This window comes from Pantoea cypripedii (assembly GCF_011395035.1).
GTDB lineage: Bacteria > Pseudomonadota > Gammaproteobacteria > Enterobacterales > Enterobacteriaceae > Pantoea > Pantoea cypripedii_A.
This window is the reverse complement of sequence record NZ_CP024768.1, coordinates 893,419-913,770: the sequence shown is the minus strand read 5'-3', so window position 1 is coordinate 913,770 and position 20,352 is coordinate 893,419. Positions and strand designations below refer to the sequence as shown.

General features: G+C 54.7%; 17 protein-coding genes and 1 tRNA gene. 8 read left to right on the top strand and 10 right to left on the bottom strand.

What is annotated here, in order from left to right; translation table 11 throughout:
* Positions 1–22 precede the first annotated feature (22 nt).
* Positions 23–1,312: an HAAAP family serine/threonine permease gene (locus CUN67_RS04120; protein WP_208714124.1), complete on the bottom strand. Its 1,290-nt coding sequence runs from the start codon at positions 1,310–1,312 to the stop codon at positions 23–25.
* Positions 1,313–1,598: 286 nt separating this feature from the next.
* Positions 1,599–1,674, bottom strand: a tRNA-Thr gene (locus CUN67_RS04115).
* Between the two features lie 478 nt (positions 1,675–2,152).
* Between CUN67_RS04115 and CUN67_RS30655 the strand changes: the two genes are divergently transcribed.
* Positions 2,153–2,299, top strand: coding sequence for a Hok/Gef family protein (locus CUN67_RS30655; RefSeq protein WP_208714123.1), 147 nt, complete (start codon positions 2,153–2,155; stop codon positions 2,297–2,299).
* A 144-nt stretch (positions 2,300–2,443) separates the two neighbouring features.
* Here the strand turns inward: CUN67_RS30655 and proA are convergent, their stop codons facing one another.
* A complete protein-coding gene (proA, locus tag CUN67_RS04105) occupies positions 2,444–3,697 on the bottom strand; it encodes a glutamate-5-semialdehyde dehydrogenase (RefSeq protein WP_208714122.1) in 1,254 nt (417 codons plus the stop codon).
* A 10-nt stretch (positions 3,698–3,707) separates the two neighbouring features.
* Complete coding sequence (gene proB / locus CUN67_RS04100; protein WP_208714121.1) at positions 3,708–4,811, bottom strand: glutamate 5-kinase; 1,104 nt, start codon at positions 4,809–4,811, stop codon at positions 3,708–3,710.
* Positions 4,812–5,062: 251 nt separating this feature from the next.
* On the opposite strand from proB, the gene CUN67_RS04095 reads away from it, so the two are divergent.
* Positions 5,063–6,178 carry a porin gene (locus CUN67_RS04095; RefSeq protein ID WP_208714120.1) on the top strand — a complete coding sequence of 372 codons (1,116 nt, stop codon included), beginning with the start codon at positions 5,063–5,065 and terminating at the stop codon, positions 6,176–6,178.
* Between the two features lie 66 nt (positions 6,179–6,244).
* Here CUN67_RS04095 and crl read toward each other — a convergent pair whose 3' ends face one another.
* From crl to gpt, 3 genes are all read right to left on the bottom strand, one after another.
* On the bottom strand, positions 6,245–6,646 hold the full coding sequence (crl, locus tag CUN67_RS04090; RefSeq protein ID WP_208714119.1) for a sigma factor-binding protein Crl: 402 nt from the start codon (positions 6,644–6,646) through the stop codon (positions 6,245–6,247).
* Between the two features lie 46 nt (positions 6,647–6,692).
* The gene (gene frsA, locus CUN67_RS04085; protein WP_208714118.1) at positions 6,693–7,940 is read right to left on the bottom strand and encodes an esterase FrsA; all 1,248 of its coding nucleotides are present in this window, start codon (positions 7,938–7,940) and stop codon (positions 6,693–6,695) included.
* Positions 7,941–8,057: 117 nt separating this feature from the next.
* Positions 8,058–8,516, bottom strand: a complete 459-nt coding sequence (gene gpt, locus CUN67_RS04080; RefSeq protein ID WP_208714117.1) for a xanthine phosphoribosyltransferase — start codon at positions 8,514–8,516, stop codon at positions 8,058–8,060.
* A 255-nt stretch (positions 8,517–8,771) separates the two neighbouring features.
* Here gpt and pepD point away from each other — a divergent pair, with 255 nt between their 5' ends.
* The 4 genes from pepD (at position 8,772) to CUN67_RS04060 (ending at position 14,090) form a co-directional block, all read left to right on the top strand.
* Positions 8,772–10,232, top strand: coding sequence for a beta-Ala-His dipeptidase (pepD, locus tag CUN67_RS04075; protein WP_208714116.1), 1,461 nt, complete (start codon positions 8,772–8,774; stop codon positions 10,230–10,232).
* 259 nt (positions 10,233–10,491) lie between these two features.
* A complete protein-coding gene (locus CUN67_RS04070; RefSeq protein WP_208714115.1) occupies positions 10,492–11,997 on the top strand; it encodes a sugar ABC transporter ATP-binding protein in 1,506 nt (501 codons plus the stop codon).
* Entirely contained in the window at positions 11,994–12,992 is a 999-nt protein-coding gene (locus tag CUN67_RS04065) for an ABC transporter permease (RefSeq protein ID WP_208714114.1), read from the top strand. Before CUN67_RS04070 ends, CUN67_RS04065 begins: the two co-directional genes overlap by 4 nt.
* 27 nt (positions 12,993–13,019) lie before the next feature.
* Positions 13,020–14,090, top strand: a complete 1,071-nt coding sequence (locus CUN67_RS04060) for a sugar ABC transporter substrate-binding protein (RefSeq protein WP_208714113.1) — start codon at positions 13,020–13,022, stop codon at positions 14,088–14,090.
* A 101-nt stretch (positions 14,091–14,191) separates the two neighbouring features.
* Here the strand turns inward: CUN67_RS04060 and dinB are convergent, their stop codons facing one another.
* Entirely contained in the window at positions 14,192–15,250 is a 1,059-nt protein-coding gene (gene dinB, locus CUN67_RS04055) for a DNA polymerase IV (protein ID WP_208714112.1), read from the bottom strand.
* Positions 15,251–15,492: 242 nt separating this feature from the next.
* Here dinB and dpaA point away from each other — a divergent pair, with 242 nt between their 5' ends.
* Entirely contained in the window at positions 15,493–16,239 is a 747-nt protein-coding gene (dpaA, locus tag CUN67_RS04050) for a peptidoglycan meso-diaminopimelic acid protein amidase (protein WP_208714111.1), read from the top strand.
* On the opposite strand, the gene CUN67_RS04045 is transcribed toward dpaA, so the two are convergent.
* Both CUN67_RS04045 and lpcA read right to left on the bottom strand, forming a co-directional pair.
* Positions 16,210–16,977 carry a class II glutamine amidotransferase gene (locus CUN67_RS04045; RefSeq protein WP_208714110.1) on the bottom strand — a complete coding sequence of 256 codons (768 nt, stop codon included), beginning with the start codon at positions 16,975–16,977 and terminating at the stop codon, positions 16,210–16,212. The genes dpaA and CUN67_RS04045 overlap by 30 nt on opposite strands.
* Positions 16,978–17,029: 52 nt before the next feature.
* Positions 17,030–17,608: a D-sedoheptulose 7-phosphate isomerase gene (gene lpcA / locus CUN67_RS04040; protein WP_208714109.1), complete on the bottom strand. Its 579-nt coding sequence runs from the start codon at positions 17,606–17,608 to the stop codon at positions 17,030–17,032.
* Positions 17,609–17,862: 254 nt separating this feature from the next.
* Between lpcA and fadE the strand changes: the two genes are divergently transcribed.
* Positions 17,863–20,307, top strand: a complete 2,445-nt coding sequence (gene fadE / locus CUN67_RS04035; protein WP_208714108.1) for an acyl-CoA dehydrogenase FadE — start codon at positions 17,863–17,865, stop codon at positions 20,305–20,307.
* Positions 20,308–20,352: the final 45 nt, after the last annotated feature.

The window sequence follows — 20,352 nt, the reverse complement described above, 5'->3', positions numbered from 1 at the left end:
AGGATTCGCCACCGTCATTACATCAATTCACCAGCGAATAAAAAATGGATGAAATAGCCAGCACACCGACAATCACCACAAATCCATTGCTGAGCTTCCCACTGTACTGACGCATCGCCGGCACTTTCTGGATGGCATACATCGGCATCAGGAACAGCAGCATGGCAATAATCGGCCCACCCAGGGTTTCAATCATCCCCAGAATGCTTGGATTGAGCGTCGCCACCAGCCAGGTGGTCAGCAGCATAAACAGCGATGTCAGACGGTTCAGACGCTGTGGCGTAACGCTCTTACCGCGACTACGCAGCGATTTAATCACCAGCCCATTAAAACCTTCACGCGCACCAAGGTAATGACCGAGGAACGATTTAGTGATCGCCACCATCGCCACAATTGGCCCCAGCCAGGCGATCACTGGCACATTAAAGTGATTCGCCAGGTAAGACAGAATGGTAATGTTCTGCGCTTTGGCCGCATCAAGATCCGCCAGTGACAGACTGAGCACGCAGCTAAACACAAAGAACATCACTGTCAGCACCATCATCAGATGCGCACAGGCCAGAATACGGGAACACTTCTGCTCTGCTCCAGCACCATATTCTTCGCGCTTTGCCACCGCAAAAGAGGAGATGATCGGTGAGTGATTGAAAGAAAACACCATCACCGGAATGGCCAGCCACAACGTCATCCAGATATTGCTGTCGCCACTACCCTGGCTAATTGACAGACTTTCCAGCGCCGCGCCATGCCAGTGGGGCACCAGATAGCACGCCAGCAGCATCAGCACCGCCACAAACGGGAACACCAGCACGCTCATCGCCTTCACGATCATCTGCTCGCCAAAACGTACCACCGTCATCATGCCGACAATCAAAATCAGCGCCAGTACGGCACGCGGCGGCGATACCAGACCCAGCTGATGCACGATAAAGCTGTCGACGGTATTGGTAATCGCCACGCTATACATCAACAGGATGGGGTAAATAGCAAAGAAGTAGAGCAGCGTGATGATCTTACCCGCACCCACGCCAAAATGTTCTTCCACCACCTCAGTGATATTTTCGCCGGGATTTTTCCCGGAGAGTACAAATCGCGTCAGTGCACGGTGGGCATAAAACGTCATCGGGAAGGCGAGAATCGTCATAATAATCAGCGGAATCAAACCGCCTGCCCCGGCATTGATCGGCAGAAACAATACCCCTGCCCCAATTGCCGTACCGTACAAACCCAGCATCCACACGGTATCACTTTTTCGCCAGCCCTTTGCAGGTGCCTCTGCGGCACTCGCCGTGCCGGTTTGCGTGGTTTCCATCTGTCTCTCCAGAATGACTCTTGATCCAAAGCACAGCCAGTAACGGCTGCGAATTATGACGCGCTCGGCGCAACACCCTCATGCTAACCGTTTTTTAGTGGCACAGATGGCATAAACGCGAAAATCGGTCACAAAGGCGTGATTAATGCTCACATCGTCCATTTAATGGACAAAAATGCACAAAATAAGCACGCAACCGTTTGCCTGGGCGCTATTTGACCTGAGACGTAGGGAGAGTGCAAGGAGGAACATTGGGGGCTGATATCGGGGTGGATTAATTTTGATCTGGTGCCGGTAATAGGAATCGAACCTACGACCTTCGCGTTACGAGTGCGCTGCTCTACCAACTGAGCTATACCGGCATAAGGCGGGAACTACGGGGCAACACGTTAGAAAAAACCGTCACATGAGTCAAGCACCAGGGCACCGGTAGTGAGTGTTCTCCGCATTAGCTGATAAAAACGTTCATATCGCACACAAAAACACTCTCCGGCAATGGCTGGTAAGATGCTTCAGCGCCCGTATTTTTATTAAAAAATCAGACAAAAAAATAACGCATCTAATTAACAGGACACATTAAATAAATCCATTAATTAAAAAAAAGAAAAGTGAAAAAATAATTAAAAATAAACGCCATGTTTAATAAAAAACAGAGTAGACTGCCTGCGGGCGCTTGAGGCAATCTGCCTTAAGCATCAGAAAGGATAATTGAGGTGGGTTGTGGAGAGTTTGCTCGCGGGATTAATTTTACTTAACCACCGCGAGCGAGCGACTACCCTACCACATCCAAACAATGTCAGGGTAGTCGCTTGCTCGCTTTAAATCAAGGAGTAAGTGACGATGAAGTCAACATTCAGCCAGCTGATTATCAGCGGACTCATTTTATTAGTTCTGTGTCTGATTAATCGCAGTTCGTTATGCGAGTTACGATTAAAGATATTCACAGCTGAATTATCTGCGGTAATGGCCTGCGAGTTGAGATCGTAGAAACTTCATAAGCGGGGATTTTTCCCCGCTATTCCGTCATTGTTTGCGTGTTTGCTCAGGCGCCCATTTCTTTATTTAATTAACGTGAACATGTAATAAAAAAATAGGCACCCTGAGGGTGCCCATTTTCAGACGGAATAAACATCAACCGCGTGGCGTATCGTTGCCCCAGCCAATCCATTTGTAGGTGGTTAAGGCTTCGAGGCCCATTGGCCCGCGCGCATGAAGTTTTTGCGTACTGACAGCCACCTCGGCACCCAGACCAAACTGGCCGCCATCGGTGAAGCGTGTGCTGGCATTAACATAAACCGCCGACGAATCGACCTGATTCACGAAACGGTTGGCATTGCTGATGCTGCGCGTCAGGATGCCATCAGAATGCTGAGTACCATGAAGCCGAATATGGTCAATCGCCTCATCAATGCTGGCCACCAGCTTGATGTTCAGGTCATTCGACAGCCACTCATCGTCATACTCAGCAGCTTTAACCGCCACCACACTGGCCGGACCGTTCTGCACCTGCGCGATAATATTCTCATCAGCATGCAACGCAATGTTTTCCTGCGCCATACGTTGCAGGAAAGCAGGCAGGAAGCGCTCGGCCTGATCGCGGTGAATCAGCAGCGTTTCCAGCGAGTTACAGGCACTCGGACGCTGCTTTTTAGCATTGACGATAACCGTCAGCGCCGCTTCGGTGTCCATCGTCTCATCAAGATACAGATGACACACCCCGATCCCACCGGTGATCACTGGTATGGTCGAATTTTCGCGGCAGAGTTTATGCAAACCGGCACCACCGCGCGGGATCAACATATCGACATAGCGATCCAGCTTCAGCAGCTGATTAACCAGTTCACGATCCGGGTTCTCAATTGCCTGTACCGCACCCGCCGGTAAACCGTGTTGCACCAGCGCGTTCTGAATCACCCGCACCGTCGCCGCGTTAGTACGATAGGTTTCTTTACCGCCGCGCAGAATCGCCGCATTACCGGTTTTCAGGCACAGCGAAGCGACATCTACCGTGACGTTGGGGCGCGCTTCATAAATCACCCCGACCACGCCCAGCGGCACACGGCGACGCTCAATACGCAGACCGCTATCGAGCAGTCCGCCATCAATCAGTTGGCCGACCGGATCGGCCAGACGGCATACCTGGCGCACATCATCCGCGATACCTTTCAGACGCTGTGGGTTGAGCGTCAGACGATCCAGCAATGCGGCGCTCATGCCATTCTGGCGCGCATCAGCCAGATCCTGTTCATTCGCCGTGAGGATGTCGGCGCTTTCTGCTTCCAGCCGATCGGCGATGGTTAGCAGCACCTGGTTTTTTTCAGCGGTGGAGAGTTCCGCCAGCTTATACGACGCCGCACGCGCCGCTTTACCCATTTCTTCTAACATCAATTGCTCCTTAACTGACGATCATATCGTCACGGTGCACGGCCACCGGGCCATATTCGTAACCGAGGATCTCGCTGATTTGCTGGCTGTGATGTCCGGCGATCATGCGCATTGCATCGCTGTTGTAACGCGTCACGCCATGGGCAACATCGCGCCCTTCAAGGCTGCGAATCCGGATCACTTCCCCACGCGAGAAGTTACCCTGCACCTCACGGATACCTTTTGGCAGTAACGAGCTACCGCGTTCAAGAATCGCGGTCAGCGCGCCGTCATCAACGGTGATTTCACCGGCGGGTGGTGCACCAAAGATCCAGCGTTTACGATTTTCCAGTGGCGTTTGCTGCGCATGGAAACGGGTGCCAACCGGTTTCCCGTCGATCACCTCGCCAATCACGTTGCTGCGGCTGCCAGCGGCGATGATCACATCAATACCCGCGCGGCAGGCAACATCCGCCGCCTGTAGCTTGGTCGCCATCCCACCGGTCCCCAGACCCGAGACGCTACCACCGGCCAGCGTGCGCAGCGCATCGTCAATCTGATGCACATCGCTGATCAGCTCCGCTTCCGGATTATTGCGCGGATCGGCGGTAAACAGTCCCTGTTGATCGGTCAGCAGCAGCAGCTTGTCAGCGCCCGCCAGCATGGCAGCCAGTGCCGAGAGATTGTCATTATCGCCGACTTTGATTTCGGCGGTGGCAACGGCATCGTTTTCGTTGATGACCGGCACGATATGGTTGTCGAGCAACGCACGCAGCGTATCGCGTGCATACAGGAAGCGTTCACGATCTTCCATATCGGCACGCGTCAGCAGCATCTGGCCGATATGAATGCCGTAAATCGAAAACAGCTGCTCCCACAATTGGATCAGACGGCTCTGCCCCACCGCAGCCAGCAGCTGCTTTGAGGCGATGGTAGGTGGCAGTTCAGGGTAACCCAGGTGTTCGCGCCCGGCCGCCATTGCGCCCGAGGTGACGATAACAATACGATGGCCCGCCGCGTGCTGCTGTGCACACTGACGAACCAACTCCACCATATGCGCCCGATTCAACCGACGTGAACCGCCGGTAAGAACGCTGGTACCCAACTTGACCACAAGGGTCTGACTGCCACTCATGTTTTTCCTGCCATATAAGAAAAAAGTTCTGCGAAGGGACGTTTTATCAGGAGTGAGCATGGAAGCCAACAGCCACCGGGGGAAAAGCACAAAAATCCCCGGACAATGCGCTAGACCAAAAGTTCGCGATTAACAAGAAATCAGAAAAACTGTCATAAAACTTTCATCGCCAACCGGTAAAAAGTCCCCGTGTTTTATTACAAGCCCTTTCAGGGGCACAACAAATTTTACTCATTGGGATTGATAGCAAAATGATGAAAAGCAAACTGGCATTAGTCGTATCAGCGCTGGCTCTGGCATCAACTGCGCACGCCGCTGAAGTTTATAACAAAGACGGTAACAAACTGGACTTCTACGGCAAGGTTAAAGCTGAAAACTATATGAGCGACAACGCAAGCTCAAATGGTGACAAATCTTACGTCCGTATCGGCTTCAAAGGTCAGACCAAGATTAACGACCTGATGACCGGTTACGGCCAGTGGGAATATCAGTACAACGTCAACAACTCTGAAGGTACAGACGCTAACACCGGCAACAAAACCCGTCTGGGCTTTGCTGGTCTGAAATTCAGCCAGTACGGTTCATTTGACTACGGTCGTAACTACGGCGTGCTGTATGACGTGGAAGGCCTGACCGACGTATTCCCGGAATTCGGCGGCGACGGTACTGCGCGTGCGGATAACTTCATGACCCAGCGCGCCACTGGCGTAGCCACTTATCGTAACAACAACTTCTTTGGCCTGGTTGATGGTCTGCGCTTTGCACTGCAATACCAGGGCAAAAACGACTCCACCAGCGCCAACGCCCGTGGTAGCGCAACCGATACTTCTCGTCAGAACGGCGACGGTTACGGTGCATCACTGGGTTACACCTTTGGTGATACCGGCATCAGCGCCATCAGTGCCGTCACCTCTTCTGACCGTACCAATCAGCAGGAAGCCCGTACCTACGGTAAAGGCCAGAAAGCTGAATCCTGGGGTGCTGGTCTGAAATATGACGCCAACAGCGTATATCTGGCGGCTATCTACACCGAAACCCGCAACATGACCCCGATCAGCGGAACTTATCAGGGTGCGTCCGTTTCTGGTGCAGCAAACAAAGCGCAGAACATCGAATTGGTGGCACAGTATCAGTTTGATTTCGGCCTGCGTCCGTCACTGGGTTACGTACAGACCAAAGGCAAAGATATCGAAAACGGTATCGGCGATGCCGACCTGGTGAAATACATCGACGTGGGTGCGACTTACTACTTCAACAAAAACATGTCTGTGATGGTGGATTACAAAATCAACCAGCTGTCTGACGACAACAAACTGGCACTCAACAGCGACGACGTGGTTGCAGTGGGCATGACTTACCAGTTCTGATGTAGCTTTACCCTCAATGTGTCTGAAACCAAGGGCAGGCTCATCACCTGCCCTTTTTTGTCGCCGTCAGGCGCTTAACTTTACCGGCTGCTCATCGAATCCGGCAGCAGGTTTGAGATCCAGCTTCAGTTCATGAAGTGTGGCTTTAAGACGCTCGTGGAAGTTGCGCAGCGTCTCTTCTACTTTAGCGTTGTTGTCTTTGCCTTTGATCGCTGAGGCACTCCAGTTCCCCGCTTTATCAAACAAACCAAAAGTGTATTGGTAGGTAAAGTGATCTTCCTGTGCTTCCAGTTCCATCCACCAGCCCCAGAACTCACGGCTTTCCGGTGACGGTTTCACATTAATGCACACCGCGAGGCAATCGAAAAAGAAGCGTGTTTCTTCGCATTTACCTTCACGGATGTACGGCCCCAGCTCAGTGAAACGCTTAAGCAGGCGACTACGGGGGTGACCACTCGGTAACGACATGCTAATTCTCCCTTAACTGGTTAACAGACCTTGTAACGATCACTACTTAGTCTTTTAACTGCTTTGCCAGCCAGTCGCAAATCTGATTTAGCGCTTTGTCGAAACTGCTGAAAACCGGAGCAGCCGGAATAAGCAGTGCTTTCCCCTGGGCCGAGGAGCTGACAATCATGCGCGTATCCTCCTCCGGGCTAAACAGATCGTTGTTCCAGTATGCCGCCAGCATGGGTATCGGCGTGCGACGTCCCAGCAATCCCTGTACTTTCAGGGAGTAACGATTGAGTTCCGTGCGCAGATTATTGTCCGGAGTGGATGACATGCCCAGGCGGCTCGCCAGCATATCCATATACATATCTGGCAGCTGGTCCTGACGCTGTTCATCGACAAACACGCCGTGCACCATCGCTCCCAGCGTCGCCACGGCACGAAGACGCGGCACCTCCAGATAAGCGAGCCGCGTCGCGACATTGGCCCCGAAACGATAACCAAACAACCCCACACGGGTGTGATCAACCCACGGCACGTTACTCAGCTCGCGTAAAACCTGCTGATGCAGCTGGCTGGTATCCTGATTCAGCGTCCATTTGCTGCTGAGACCGACTGACGGCATATCCAGCGTCAGCATCGCGATGCCGCGCGGTGCGAGGTAATCGTGGAACAGGCGATAATGGTCAATCTGCAACGAATCCAGACCACCGCATAACATCACCGTCGGATAGGGTGCCTGCGCCTGCGCTGGCATATGCAGGAAGCCCGTTACCGGGCTGCCACCGCTGATGGGAAAGGTCAGGGTTTTCAGTTCACCAGCCAGCCGCTGCGTCGCTTCTTCATAGGCATGATTGGCGAGCACCTGTGCCTGATCGGCCAGTTCATCGCCTTTAATATACGGATAACCCGCAAGGCTGTAGAGGTTTGCGGCATGCAGCCAGTGCTGGCCAGCCTGATCAGGGTTGTCGCTCTGCATCGCTTCCTGCTGCCACATCCCTGCCTGCTTCGTCCACTCGAAGTTCCAGTTACCGCCACGGTAACCAATTACCGTATCGAGCAGCGCATCGCTGGTGTGTTCAAGATTGCAGATGGCGATACGCGCCAGCACTTCGCTGATTTCCTGCGGAGACAGGCCACGCCACGTCCACAAAAGCTTATTCAGCATGCGATACCAGCAATGCTGCGTATCGCCCTCCAGCGCGGTATGAACCTGGATGGGATGATGGTGCTCACGTCGCACCAGAGAAGACGTTTCAGGATGTTTGAAACGTGGCTTAAACAGCTCTTCACTGAGATTTTTGCTGGACATCGTAAACTCTCTTCTGCGGCAGTCAGGCGAAGATCAGTTTACTGCACACTGCGGTGCTGTGCGATAAGACAGAAAGCACAACGCCCGAGAAATCGGGCGTTGTTTGCGTTGCGTCAATCAGCTTTTGACGATGGGGGGAATGTAGACCACGCCCATGTCCCACGGCTGTTCAATCCAGGTGTTCTGCGGAATATCGACAACATAATCGTCCACCAGCGCGCGGCCGGCAGGCTTAGCAAAGATGGTAACAAAACGTGCTTTAGGATACATATCGCGGATCGCCTGAGCGGTGCCACCGGTATCCACCAGGTCGTCAATCACCACAAAGCCTTCACCATCACCTTCGGCACGCTTCAGCACCGTCATTTCGCGCTGGTGATCGTGATCGTAGCTGGAGATGCACACGGTATCGACATAGCGAATACCAAGTTCACGTGCCAGCAGCGATGCCGGAACCAGACCACCACGGCTTACCGCGATGATACCTTTCCACTGTTCCACAGGAAGCAGGCGCTGGGCCAGTTTACGGGCATGGATCTGTAGCATGTCCCAGGTGACGACGTATTTTTCGCTCATAAAAGGAGTCCCGGCCAATTGAAGTTGGCTTAAAAATGTGCAAGGGGGAAAAGGTTGCGCGAGATTATAAGGATCTGTCGCGTTAAAAACCAGCATCTGACGCATCGGTTGCGGCTTTTTAGCGCGGCTGATTACGCACCCTGTCAGAAACAGTGGTATTCTCAGGCCCATCACGTCAGATGAGCTGACGGCGATCTTTCACTGGAACCCCGCGTGCGAGCGGCTCGTCCGCCACGCTGACACAGGAGACGCGTTGTGTCTGAATTGTCGCAACTTTCACCCCAGCCACTGTGGGATATTTTCGCCAAAATCTGCTCCATTCCACACCCGTCTTACCATGAAGAAGCCCTGGCCGAATACATCGTTGGCTGGGCCAAAGAGCAGGGACTTTGGGTGGAGCGCGATCAGGTCGGAAACATCCTGATTCGTAAACCCGCCACCAAAGGCATGGAAAAACGCACACCGGTTGCACTGCAGGCTCACCTCGACATGGTGCCGCAGAAGAACAATGACACGGTGCATGACTTCACCAAAGACCCGATTCAGCCGTATGTGGATGGCGAATGGGTAAAAGCGCGTGGGACGACACTGGGTGCCGATAACGGTATCGGTATGGCATCGGCGCTGGCGGTGCTGGCTGACAACAGCCTGACACACGGCCCGATTGAGGTGCTGCTGACCATGACGGAAGAGTCCGGCATGGATGGTGCCTTTGGTTTACAACCGAACTGGCTGCAAGCCGATATCCTGATCAACACCGACTCCGAAGAAGAAGGTGAGATCTATATGGGCTGCGCCGGTGGTATCGACTTTATCACCACCCTGCCCCTGACCCGTGAAGCGGTGCCTGCCGGTTATGAAACCCTGCGTCTGACGCTGAAAGGGCTGAAAGGCGGTCACTCTGGCGCGGATATCCACCTGGGTTTGGGCAATGCCAACAAGCTGCTGGCACGCTTCCTGGCGGCACATGCTCGTTCGCTGGATGCGCGCCTGATTGAATTCACCGGTGGTACGCTGCGTAACGCCATCCCGCGTGAAGCCTTTGCGACGCTGGCTATCGACAGCCACAAAGTGGATGCCCTGAAATCAGCGGCGGCACATTTCCAGGCCACGCTGCAAAACGAGCTGGGCATTAAAGAGAAAAACATCACGCTGCTGAGCGAACCGCTGGCGCATCAGGGCCAGGCGCTGACTGCTGACTGCCGTGATCGTTTCCTTAACCTGCTGAACACCACCCCGAACGGCGTGATCCGCAATTCAGACGTGGCCAAAGGCGTGGTGGAAACCTCGCTCAACGTTGGCGTGGTGACCATGGATCAGGACAATGCAGAAATCATCTGCCTGATTCGTTCGCTGATCGATACCGGTAAAGATTACGTGGTAGAAGTGCTGACGTCGCTGGGTGAACTGGCCGGTGCCAAAACTGCGCCTAAAGGCGGCTACCCAGGCTGGCAGCCGGATGCTGATTCGCCGATCATGGCGCTGACGCGGAAGACTTACGAAGCCCTGTTTGGCAAGACACCAAACATCCAGGTGATCCACGCAGGTCTGGAATGCGGTCTGTTCAAGAAACCTTATCCTGAGATGGATATGGTCTCCATTGGCCCTACCATCACCGGTCCGCACTCACCGGATGAGCAGGTTCATGTGGCAAGCGTTGGCCTTTACTGGCAACTGCTGACCTCGCTGCTCAACGTGGTGCCAGAAAAAGTGTAATTATTTGGTTAAGTCACTCACCAGGCTTCGGCCTGGTTTTTTTATGCCTGTTAACAAACCAGCATAATCTGCTAACAAATCGCAACCTTACCCCCTTCTTTCACTATCACGTCTGTCTGCTGCCAGTTTTAGACGCCGTTACGCCCGGATGTCTGGATGGCTAATACGATTTTGTGCTAGCTTATGCGCTTTCGTTTGTTGCCGAGCCTGGATGTTCAGGAAAAAATGCGCCCACTTCTCTTTTTAAAAGGCCCCGTCCATGAGTGCGATTAACCGCCTGGAGATGCGTAATATCTCCATCGCTTTTGGCGGTTTTGCCGCGCTGACCGAGGTGGACTTTGTCACCGACGGCGGCTCGGTGCATGCACTGACCGGTGCCAACGGTGCAGGAAAATCGACGCTGATGGCCGTGCTCTCTGGCGCGCACAGCCATTATCACGGCGAGATCCTGCTCGATGATCAGCCCGTCACCATTCGCTCCCCGCGTGATGCCAAAAAGCTGGGTATCCACCTGGTACAGCAGGAAGTGGACGTGGCGCTGGTGCCGCAGCTCAGTGTGGCGGAAAACATCCTGCTCGATCAGCTGGCCGAACCGGGCCACGGCTATCGCTGGGGCGAAATCCGCCGCCAGGCGCGCGCGCTGCTGGCCCAGCTGGAAGTGAATATTGACGTCAAACGCCTGGTGGAGCGCTGCTCACTGGCGGAAAAGCAGCAGATTTTGCTGGCCCGCGCCCTCTCCCATCACTGCCGCTTCCTGATCCTTGATGAACCGACCGCGCCGCTCGACCAGCATGAAAGCGAGCGTCTGTTTAGCGTGGTTCGTCGTTTACAGGACAATGGCATTGGCGTGGTGTTTATTTCCCACCGCATTCACGAACTGAAAGCAATTTGTGACCAGCTGACGGTGCTGCGCGATGGACGCCTGATCGAAACCGCCCCGATGGCGGCACTGAGCGGCGAGCAAATCGTGGAGAAGATGCTCGGCCACCAGTTAACCGATGTGTATCCGCCGCGCCGTGAACGTCAGCAACAGCCTCTGCTGCTGTCAGTGGAAGGTCTGCATGATGACCAGTTGCTCCAGGATATCTCGCTGCGCCTGCATAAAGGTGAAATCCTCGGCATCGCCGGGTTAGCCGGAGCCGGTAAAACCGAGCTGTGCAAAGCGCTGTTTGGCGCGAACAAAAGCCGCGTCAGTCGCGGCGAATTGCATGGCAAACCGTGGCGTCCGCGTTCACCACATGACTCGGTGGAAAATCGTATGGCGCTGGTGCCAGAAGAACGCCGTAAAGAAGGCATCTTTATCGATGAATCGGTGACGATGAACCTCAGCGTCAGCGCCGATAACAGTTTTTCCCGCTGGAGCCTGTTTGGCCACCGCCAGGCATGGCGCTGGGCAGAAGAGGTGATTAACCGCCTCAACGTGCGCACCACCGGCCCCGCGCAGACGCTGCGCCGCCTGTCGGGTGGTAATCAGCAGAAAGTGGCGATTGGTAAATGGCTGCGTAATAACGCCGATGTGCTGATTTTTGATGAACCGACCAAAGGGGTCGATATCAAGGCCAAAACCGATCTGTTCAGCCTGATCGACGGTTTAGCGCGGGAAGGCAAAGGCATCATCTATGCCTCGGGTGAGTTTTCCGAGCTGGTGGGCCTGTGCGACCGTATTTGTGTGCTCTGGGACGGGCGCATTGTGGCAGAAATGGAAGGTCGTGAGGCCACAGAAGAGACGCTTTTGCTTTATTCCACCGGAGGAACCCCTGCGTGAGCAGCAAAGATATCATCCTGAACCCGCAGCCTTCTCTGCGCCATCAACTATTTGATTTTCTCTATAAATGGGGCATGTTGCTGACGGTGGTGATCCTGATCGCCGCATTTGGTCTTGCCTCAGACAGCTTCCTTGAGCCTGCCAACATCATCAACATTCTGCGCTCCATCGCCATTGTCACGGTGATTGCGATTGGCGTGTCGATTTCGCTGACCATTGGCGGCTTTGACCTGTCTGTCGGCTCTACCGCCTCGCTGGCGAATGCGCTGGTGATTTCACTGTTCGTCTGGTACGGCTTCAACTCCACCGAAGCCATCGTCATTACCTTGCTGCTGTGCACCCTGGTCGGGTTGTTTAACAGCTTCCTGATTGTGATTCTGCGCATTCCCGACATGCTGGCGACCCTCGCAACGTTGTTTGTGGTTCAGGGCGTGGCGATGACCTACAGCTTTGGTGGCTCCATTACCGAAAATATGGTGATGCCGAACGGGGATATGGCGGAAGGCGCTATTCCGGCTGGCTTCAACCTGCTCGGCCAGGTGCCAACCATCGTCATTATCATGCTGGTGGTGACCATCGTGGCGCAGCTGGCGCTGTCGCTGACCAAACATGGCCGCCGGATGTATGCCCTCGGTGGCAATCCGGAAGCGGCACGTCTCTCCGGTATCCGTACCAACCGTTATCGCGTGCTGGCTTATGTGATTTCGTCACTGCTGGCCGGGGTCGGTGGCATTCTGCTGGCTTCGCGTATTGGTTCCTCGCAGGTGAATGCCGGTGGCGGTTACCTGATGGATGCGGTGGCGGCGGCGTGGATCGGCTTCTCGCTGGCCGGTTCCGGCAAACCGAATGCGCTCGGAACCCTGGTCGGCGCGATCATCCTTGGTGTGCTGCAAAACGGACTGGTGATGCTTTCCGTGCCCTACTACGCCATGGACATTATTAAAGGCCTGGTGCTGGCTCTGGCCCTGGCGATTACCTATATTCAGCGCCGCTAAGGCGCTTCCCTGAAGAAAGAGAACAACATGAAAAAAATTACCCTTTCGCTGCTGGCCGTAAGCCTGCTGAATGTCAGCGCCGCCTTTGCCGACACCGTGGTGCCGGTACCTGCCGCCATCGCTAATCATCAGGGACCGGTGCGTATCGCCATTATCCGTAACCTCGGTTCTGACGATAACACCACCCAGTTTGTGGCCGGTGCCATCCAGCAGGGACGTAAGCTGGGCTTCAAAGTCAGCACCTTCCTGAGCAACGGCGATGATGCGCGTTTCCAGGATTTCGTTAGCCAGGCGATCAGCCAGAAATATGACGGCATCATTCTGTCGCACGGTAAAGAACCCTACTCTACCGCACTGGTAAAACGCATTGCCGATGCCGGAATCAAGGTGTCGGTGTTTGATACCCCGGTTGATACACCGGTGAACGGCGTGACGGTCACCGCACAGAATGACGCCTCACTGGCGCAGGAATCGCTGGGTCAGTTGATCAAAGACTTTAACGGTAAGGCGAATATCGTCAAATTGTGGGTCGCTGGCTTCCCGGCCATGGATCGTCGTCAGGTAGTGTATGAAAAACTGATGAAGGAAAATCCAGGCATCCATCAGCTGGAATCGATCGGGGCGGTCTCTTCTGACGTGCAGGGCGATACGGCTAACAAGATTGGTGCGATTCTGGCGAAGTACCCGAAAGGCAAAATTGATGCGATCTGGGGTTCCTGGGATGCCTTCAGCCAGGGTGCCTACAAAGCGTTGCAGGAGAATGGCCGTACTGAGATCAAACTGTACAGCATTGACGTCTCCAACCAGGATCTGCAGCTGATGCACGAGAAAAACAGCCCGTGGGTGCAGACGGTGGCTGTGGATCCGAAAACCATTGGCGCAGTGAATATGCGTCTGGTGGCGAATAAGATTGCCGGTGAAAACACTCCGGCGAGCTACGAGTTTAAGGCTTCCTCGATTACTCAGCAGCAGCTGAGCAGCGAGCAGGGTGCGGTGAACGTGGCGTCGCTGAGCAAAATCATCCCAGGCTGGGGTGAGAACCACGATTTCGTCGCACCCTGGTTTGCCACGCTGGAAGCGAAGTACGGCAATAAATAACAAGTGGGGGTGGGTAAATCCGCCCCATATCCGTAGCAGCGCGATTTATCGCGCGTTGTTTTCCGTGCCGCAGCCCGAAAGACGCGCGATAAATCGCGCCGCTACGACAATCCCAATAATAATTGCCTTTCCAGCTGTGGATTCACCAGCGTCACATGTAATCCCACCAGCCTGACGCCACGCCCGGCGCGGCGTTCGTCCCAGGTTTTGCGTGCCACCGCAATCATGTCTTCTTTATTCAGCACTGGCCAGATATGCTCCTGGGTCGTCTGCTGGAAATCATTAAACTTCAGCTTTACCCCCTGGCGGGCGATCAGTTTATCCGGGCGGATACGCGTCAGACGACGATCCAGCTCTTCATAAAGATAATCAATAATTTCAAGGCATTGTTCCCAGCTGTGAATATCTTCCATCAGGGTACGCTCAACGCCGAGCGATTTACGCTCCCGCTCCACCACCACACCGCGCTCGTCAATGCCGTGGCTGCGTTCCCACAACACCCGGCCAAATTTGCCGAAGCGTTTGAGCAGTTGCGCCAGATCGGCCTGCTGCACATCGCCGCAGGTACGTAGCCCCATCTCTTCCAGCTTTTTCGCCGACACCTTGCCGACGCCGGGAATTTTACTCAGTGACAGCGTCAGCAAAAAATCAGGCATCGCCTGCGGCGTGATCACAAACTGGCCATTCGGCTTATTCAGGTCGGAGGCAATTTTGGCGAGAAACTTGATTGGCGCGATCCCTGCCGAGGCGCTGAGCTGGGTTTCACGCAGAATATCGGCGCGAATCGCCTGCGCCATCAGCGTGGCTGATCCCTGGCAATGCGGGCTATCGGTGACATCAAGGTAAGCTTCATCCAGCGACAGCGGTTCAATCAGCGAGGTGTAGCGCGCGAAGATGTCGCGGATCTGGCGGGAAGCCTCTTTATAAGCTTCGAAGCGGCCGGGCAGCAGACGGAGGTGTGGGCACAGTCTCAGCGCGGTAGCGGTGGGCATGGCACTGCGCACGCCATATTCGCGTGCCGGGTAGTTGGCGGTGCTGATCACACCACGTTGCACCCGGCTGCCACCGATGGCGATCGGGATATCACGCAAAGAGGGATCGTCGCGCATTTCAACCGCCGCGAAAAAGCAGTCCATATCGACATGAATGATCTTACGCATACCCCCTCCGAATACTGGATAAGTATACAGCATCGAAAAATATCGGCAATATTTGTCGGGGCAGGCATTAAAGTTTACAAATTTATCGCCGTAATCCCTGTGGTAAAGGGTTATTTTCTCAGACACTGGCTTGATTAAACGCCAGACAATGTTAATGTTGCGCTGCGGTAGCGGATATTTCCGATAATGCAATAAGAGACGTTATGCGTCACAGTTCCTCTTCACTTCAAGGTACACACAGAATGGGCAGAATCGCATTCTTGCTTGCGATGATTTTTATGCCGGTCCTTAGCTGGGCAATCAATCCCGAGCCAGTTAATCCCGAGGCTCCGGTAAGCAAAGAACTAAAAAAACAATTACTTGGCACCCCGGTTTATATTCAGATTTTCAAGGAAGAGCGCACGCTGGAACTGTACGGCAAGATCGGTAATGAATATCGTCTGCTGGACAGCTACCGCATTTGTAATTTCTCTGGCGGTTTGGGTCCCAAACGCCGTGAAGGGGATTTTAAAAGCCCGGAAGGTTTTTATAGCGTCAAACTGAATCAGTTAAAACCAGATAGTCATTATTATCGTGCGATCAATACCGGTTTTCCGAACCAATTTGACCGCGACAATGGTTACAACGGCAAATATCTGATGATCCATGGCGATTGTAAATCCATTGGCTGCTATGCCATGACCAACGCCTATATGGATGAGATCTACACCTACGTTAACGCTGCGCTGCGTAACGGGCAGCAGGAAGTGTCGTTAAGCATCTTCCCGTTCCGCATGACCGACAGCAACATGCAGCGCCACCGCTACTCCACTTACGCCAGCTTCTGGCGTCAGCTGCAGCCGGGTTATGCGTACTTTGTTAAGTACCATCAACCACCGACGGTGAACGTCACCGGCACCGGCCAGTACGCGGTAAACAGCAGTCCGGCGGTGATGACCGCGCCAGACGCTGCTTCAAAATCATTCCTGGCGCTCTCCCAGGCAAAATAATACCCACTCACCTGGCACTATCCGGTGCCAGGTTTCATTCCCCGTCAGCGGTTGCGTCGCGATCACCGTCACCACATCCTGCGGTGTAGTCTGCTGTTGAAAATCAATCTCCACATCCTGATCGAGCAACTTGGCTTTGCCAAACGGCGCGCGACGGGTGATCCAGAACAGATTGGTGGAACAGAACGCCATCAGATAACGTCCGTCCGACAGCAGCATATTAAACACCCCTTTCTGCCGTAACTCCGTCGCCAGCTCCGCGATATAGCGAAACACCGCGGGCCAGTTCCCCGGTGTGCGCGGATAACGCTGGGTCAGTTTATGCAGGATCCAGCAGAAGGCTTTTTCACTGTCGGTTTCACCCACCGGCCGGAAATGGCCGGTCTCCAGCTGACGATAGCCTTTCAGCTGGCCATTATGGGCGTAGGTCCAGTTACGGCCCCACAACTCACGGGTAAACGGATGGGTATTTTCCAGTGACACTTCACCCCGGTTGGCCTGGCGAATATGCGCCACCACCGAATGTGATTTGATGGGGTATTCCTGCACCAGACGGGCAATTGGCGAGTTATAGCTCGGTAACGGATCTTTGAAGGTGCGGCAGCCTTTATCTTCATAAAAAGTGATGCCCCAGCCATCTTTGTGCGGTCCGGTTCCACCGCCACGCTGCACCAGCCCGGTAAAACTAAAACAGATATCCGTTGGGACATTCGCGCTCATCCCGAGCAATTCGCACATAGCTACCGCCTTAGTAAAATCCTCCCACCAGCGTGGGAGGAGAAGCCACGACTTACTTCACCATCTCTTTTTCAATCAGCAGCATCAGGATATGGATGACTTTGATATGAATTTCCTGAATGCGGTCAGCATAACCAAAATGCGGCACCCGGATTTCAATATCCGCCGTACCGGCCATTTTGCCGCCGTCTTTACCGGTCAGCGTGATGACCTTCATGCCCTGCGCGCGCGCCGCTTCCACCGCTTTGATGATGTTGGCGGAATTGCCGGAAGTGGACAGGCCGAGCAGCACATCACCCGGACGGCCCACGGCCTCGATATAACGTGAGAACACGTAATCGTAACCAAAATCGTTGCTGACGCAGGAAAGATGGCTGACGTCAGAGATGGCAATCGCCGGGTAGCCAGGACGGTTTTCACGATAACGCCCGGTCAGCTCCTCGGCGAAGTGCATGGCATCGCAATGCGAGCCGCCGTTACCGCAGGAAAGCACTTTGCCACCCGCTTTGAAGCTATCTGCCAGCAACACCGCCGCGCGCTGAATCGCATGGATGTTGGCTTCATTGCTGAGGAAATTGTTCAGCGTATCGGCGGCTTCATTAAGTTCTGACCGGATAATGTCCTGATACATAGGGATGTCCTTTAGAGGAAAGATTGACCCCTGCAAGTTTAACGGAATGGCGTGGAGGCGCAAAGCACAGGCGCAGGTGAAAGCCCGGCTCCGGAGGGTAAAAAGCGTGAAGCCGTGTGTCAGATCAACCTATCCCGAGGATTTTGTGAGTTGGGTTGTAATTGTGTTGTAAACAGATTGATAAATTTCCGGCGCTGCTCTAAACCTCTATACATAACAGGTCAGACCTCTTACAACTTACGGAGCGGTTCATTATGCTGGTTGCCTCAATCGTTGCGACGCTGATATTGATTAGCGCCCTCTTCTACCATCAACTTTCCCTGCGTTTCAGCAGCGCTATCCTGCTGTTATGGACCGCAGCGCTGGCATTTAGCGGGCTGTGGACGCCCTGGCTGCTGCTGCCGCTCGCCATCATCCTGTTACCCTTTAACCTGCCGGCGATGCGTCGCAGCATGTTTTCAAAACCGATGCTGCACAGCTTTCAGAAAGTGATGCCGCCGATGTCGCGTACCGAAAAAGAAGCCATCGACGCCGGTACCACCTGGTGGGAAGGCGACCTGTTCCGCGGCAAGCCGGACTGGCAAAAGCTGCATAACTACCCGCAGCCACGCCTGACAGAAGAAGAACAAACTTTTCTCGATGGCCCGGTAGAAGAAGCCTGCCGTATGGCGAATGATTTCCAGATCACCCACGAAATGGCCGATCTGCCGCCGGAACTGTGGGCGTATCTGAAAGAACATCGTTTCTTCGCCATGATCATCAAAAAAGAGTATGGCGGCCTCGAATTCTCGGCCTATGCTCAGGCGCGCGTACTGCAAAAACTGGCGGGCGTGTCCGGTATCCTCGCCATCACCGTTGGCGTGCCTAACTCCCTTGGCCCCGGTGAATTGCTGCAACACTACGGCACCGATGCCCAGAAAGATCATTACCTGCCACGCCTGGCGCGCGGCGACGAAATTCCCTGCTTCGCGCTGACCAGCCCGGAAGCCGGTTCTGATGCCGGAGCCATCCCGGATACCGGCGTGGTGTGCATGGGTGAATGGCAGGGCAAAGACGTGCTCGGCATGCGCCTGACCTGGAATAAGCGCTATATCACCCTGGCACCGATTGCCACCGTGCTCGGCCTGGCCTTTAAACTCTCCGACCCGGATCACCTGCTGGGCAATACCGAAGAACTGGGCATCACCTGCGCACTGATCCCTACCCACACGCCAGGCGTGGAAATTGGTCACCGCCACTTCCCGCTTAACGTCCCGTTCCAGAACGGTCCGACGCGTGGCAAAGATATCTTCGTACCGATTGATTACATTATCGGCGGCCCGGCGATGGCCGGTCAGGGCTGGCGTATGCTGGTGGAATGCCTCTCGGTAGGGCGTGGTATCACCCTGCCGTCCAACTCCACTGGCAGCCTGAAAAGTATCGCGCTGGCGACCGGTGCTTATGCGCACATTCGCCGCCAGTTCAAAGTGTCCATCGGCAAAATGGAAGGCATTGAAGAACCGCTGGCACGCATTGCCGGTAATGCCTACGTGATGGATGCGGCAGCGACGCTGATCACCAGCGGCATTATGCTGGGTGAAAAACCGGCGGTGCTGTCGGCGATTGTTAAATATCACTGCACCCATCGCGGCCAGCAGTCGATCATTGATGCGATGGATATCGCCGGAGGTAAAGGCATCATGCTCGGCGAGAATAACTTCCTCGCCCGCGCCTATCAGGGCGCACCGATTGCCATTACCGTCGAAGGTGCCAATATTCTGACGCGTAGCATGATCATCTTCGGTCAGGGTGCCATTCGCTGCCATCCGTGGGTGCTGGAAGAGATGAATGCGGCGGCGAAAAACGATCTGGCAGCCTTTGACCGTGCGCTGTTCAGCCATATCGGCCATGTCGGCAGCAACAAGGTGCGCAGCCTGTGGCTGGGTCTGACCGGTGGCCGTACCAGCGCCACCCCCACCCGTGACGCCACGCGTCGTTATTATCAGCAAATGAACCGGTTGAGCGCTAACCTGGCGCTGCTGGCTGATGTGGCGATGGCGGTGCTGGGCGGCAGCCTGAAACGTCGTGAGCGTATCTCTGCGCGTTTGGGCGATGTCCTGAGCCAGCTCTATCTGGCATCAGCAACGCTGAAACGTTATGAGGATGAAGGCCGTAACGAAGCTGACTTGCCGCTGGTGCACTGGGGCGTCCAGGATGCGCTGCATCAGGCAGAAGTGGCCATCGACGATCTGCTGCGCAACTTCCCGAATCGCTTTGTCGCCGGGGCGCTGCGTGGGGTGATCTTCGCCGGTGGACATCACTGCCCGGCACCGTCTGATAAGCTCGACCATAAACTGGCGAAACTGTTGCAGCTGCCCTCCGCGACACGTACCCGTCTGGGTCGTGGTCAGTATCTGACGCCGAGCGCCCACAACCCGGCGGGCCAGCTGGAACAGGCGTTGCAGGATGTGATGGCGGCGGAGGTGATTCACGATCGTCTGTGCGTGCAGCTGAAGAAAAATGTCGCCTTCACCCGGCTGGATCAGCTGGCGCAGCGTGGTCTGGCGGAGGGCTGGATTGATGAAGCGGAAGCGAAGATTCTGACCCGTGCCGAGGCCAGCCGCCTGCGTTCGATTAACGTGGATGAGTTTGCGCCGGAAGCGCTGGCGGTGCCAAAGCCGCAAAGTAAGCCGGCAAACCGCCCCAGCGAAGCAGCTTAAGCCCCGTAGCGGCGCGATTTATCGCGCAAACAAAGCCTCCCCACC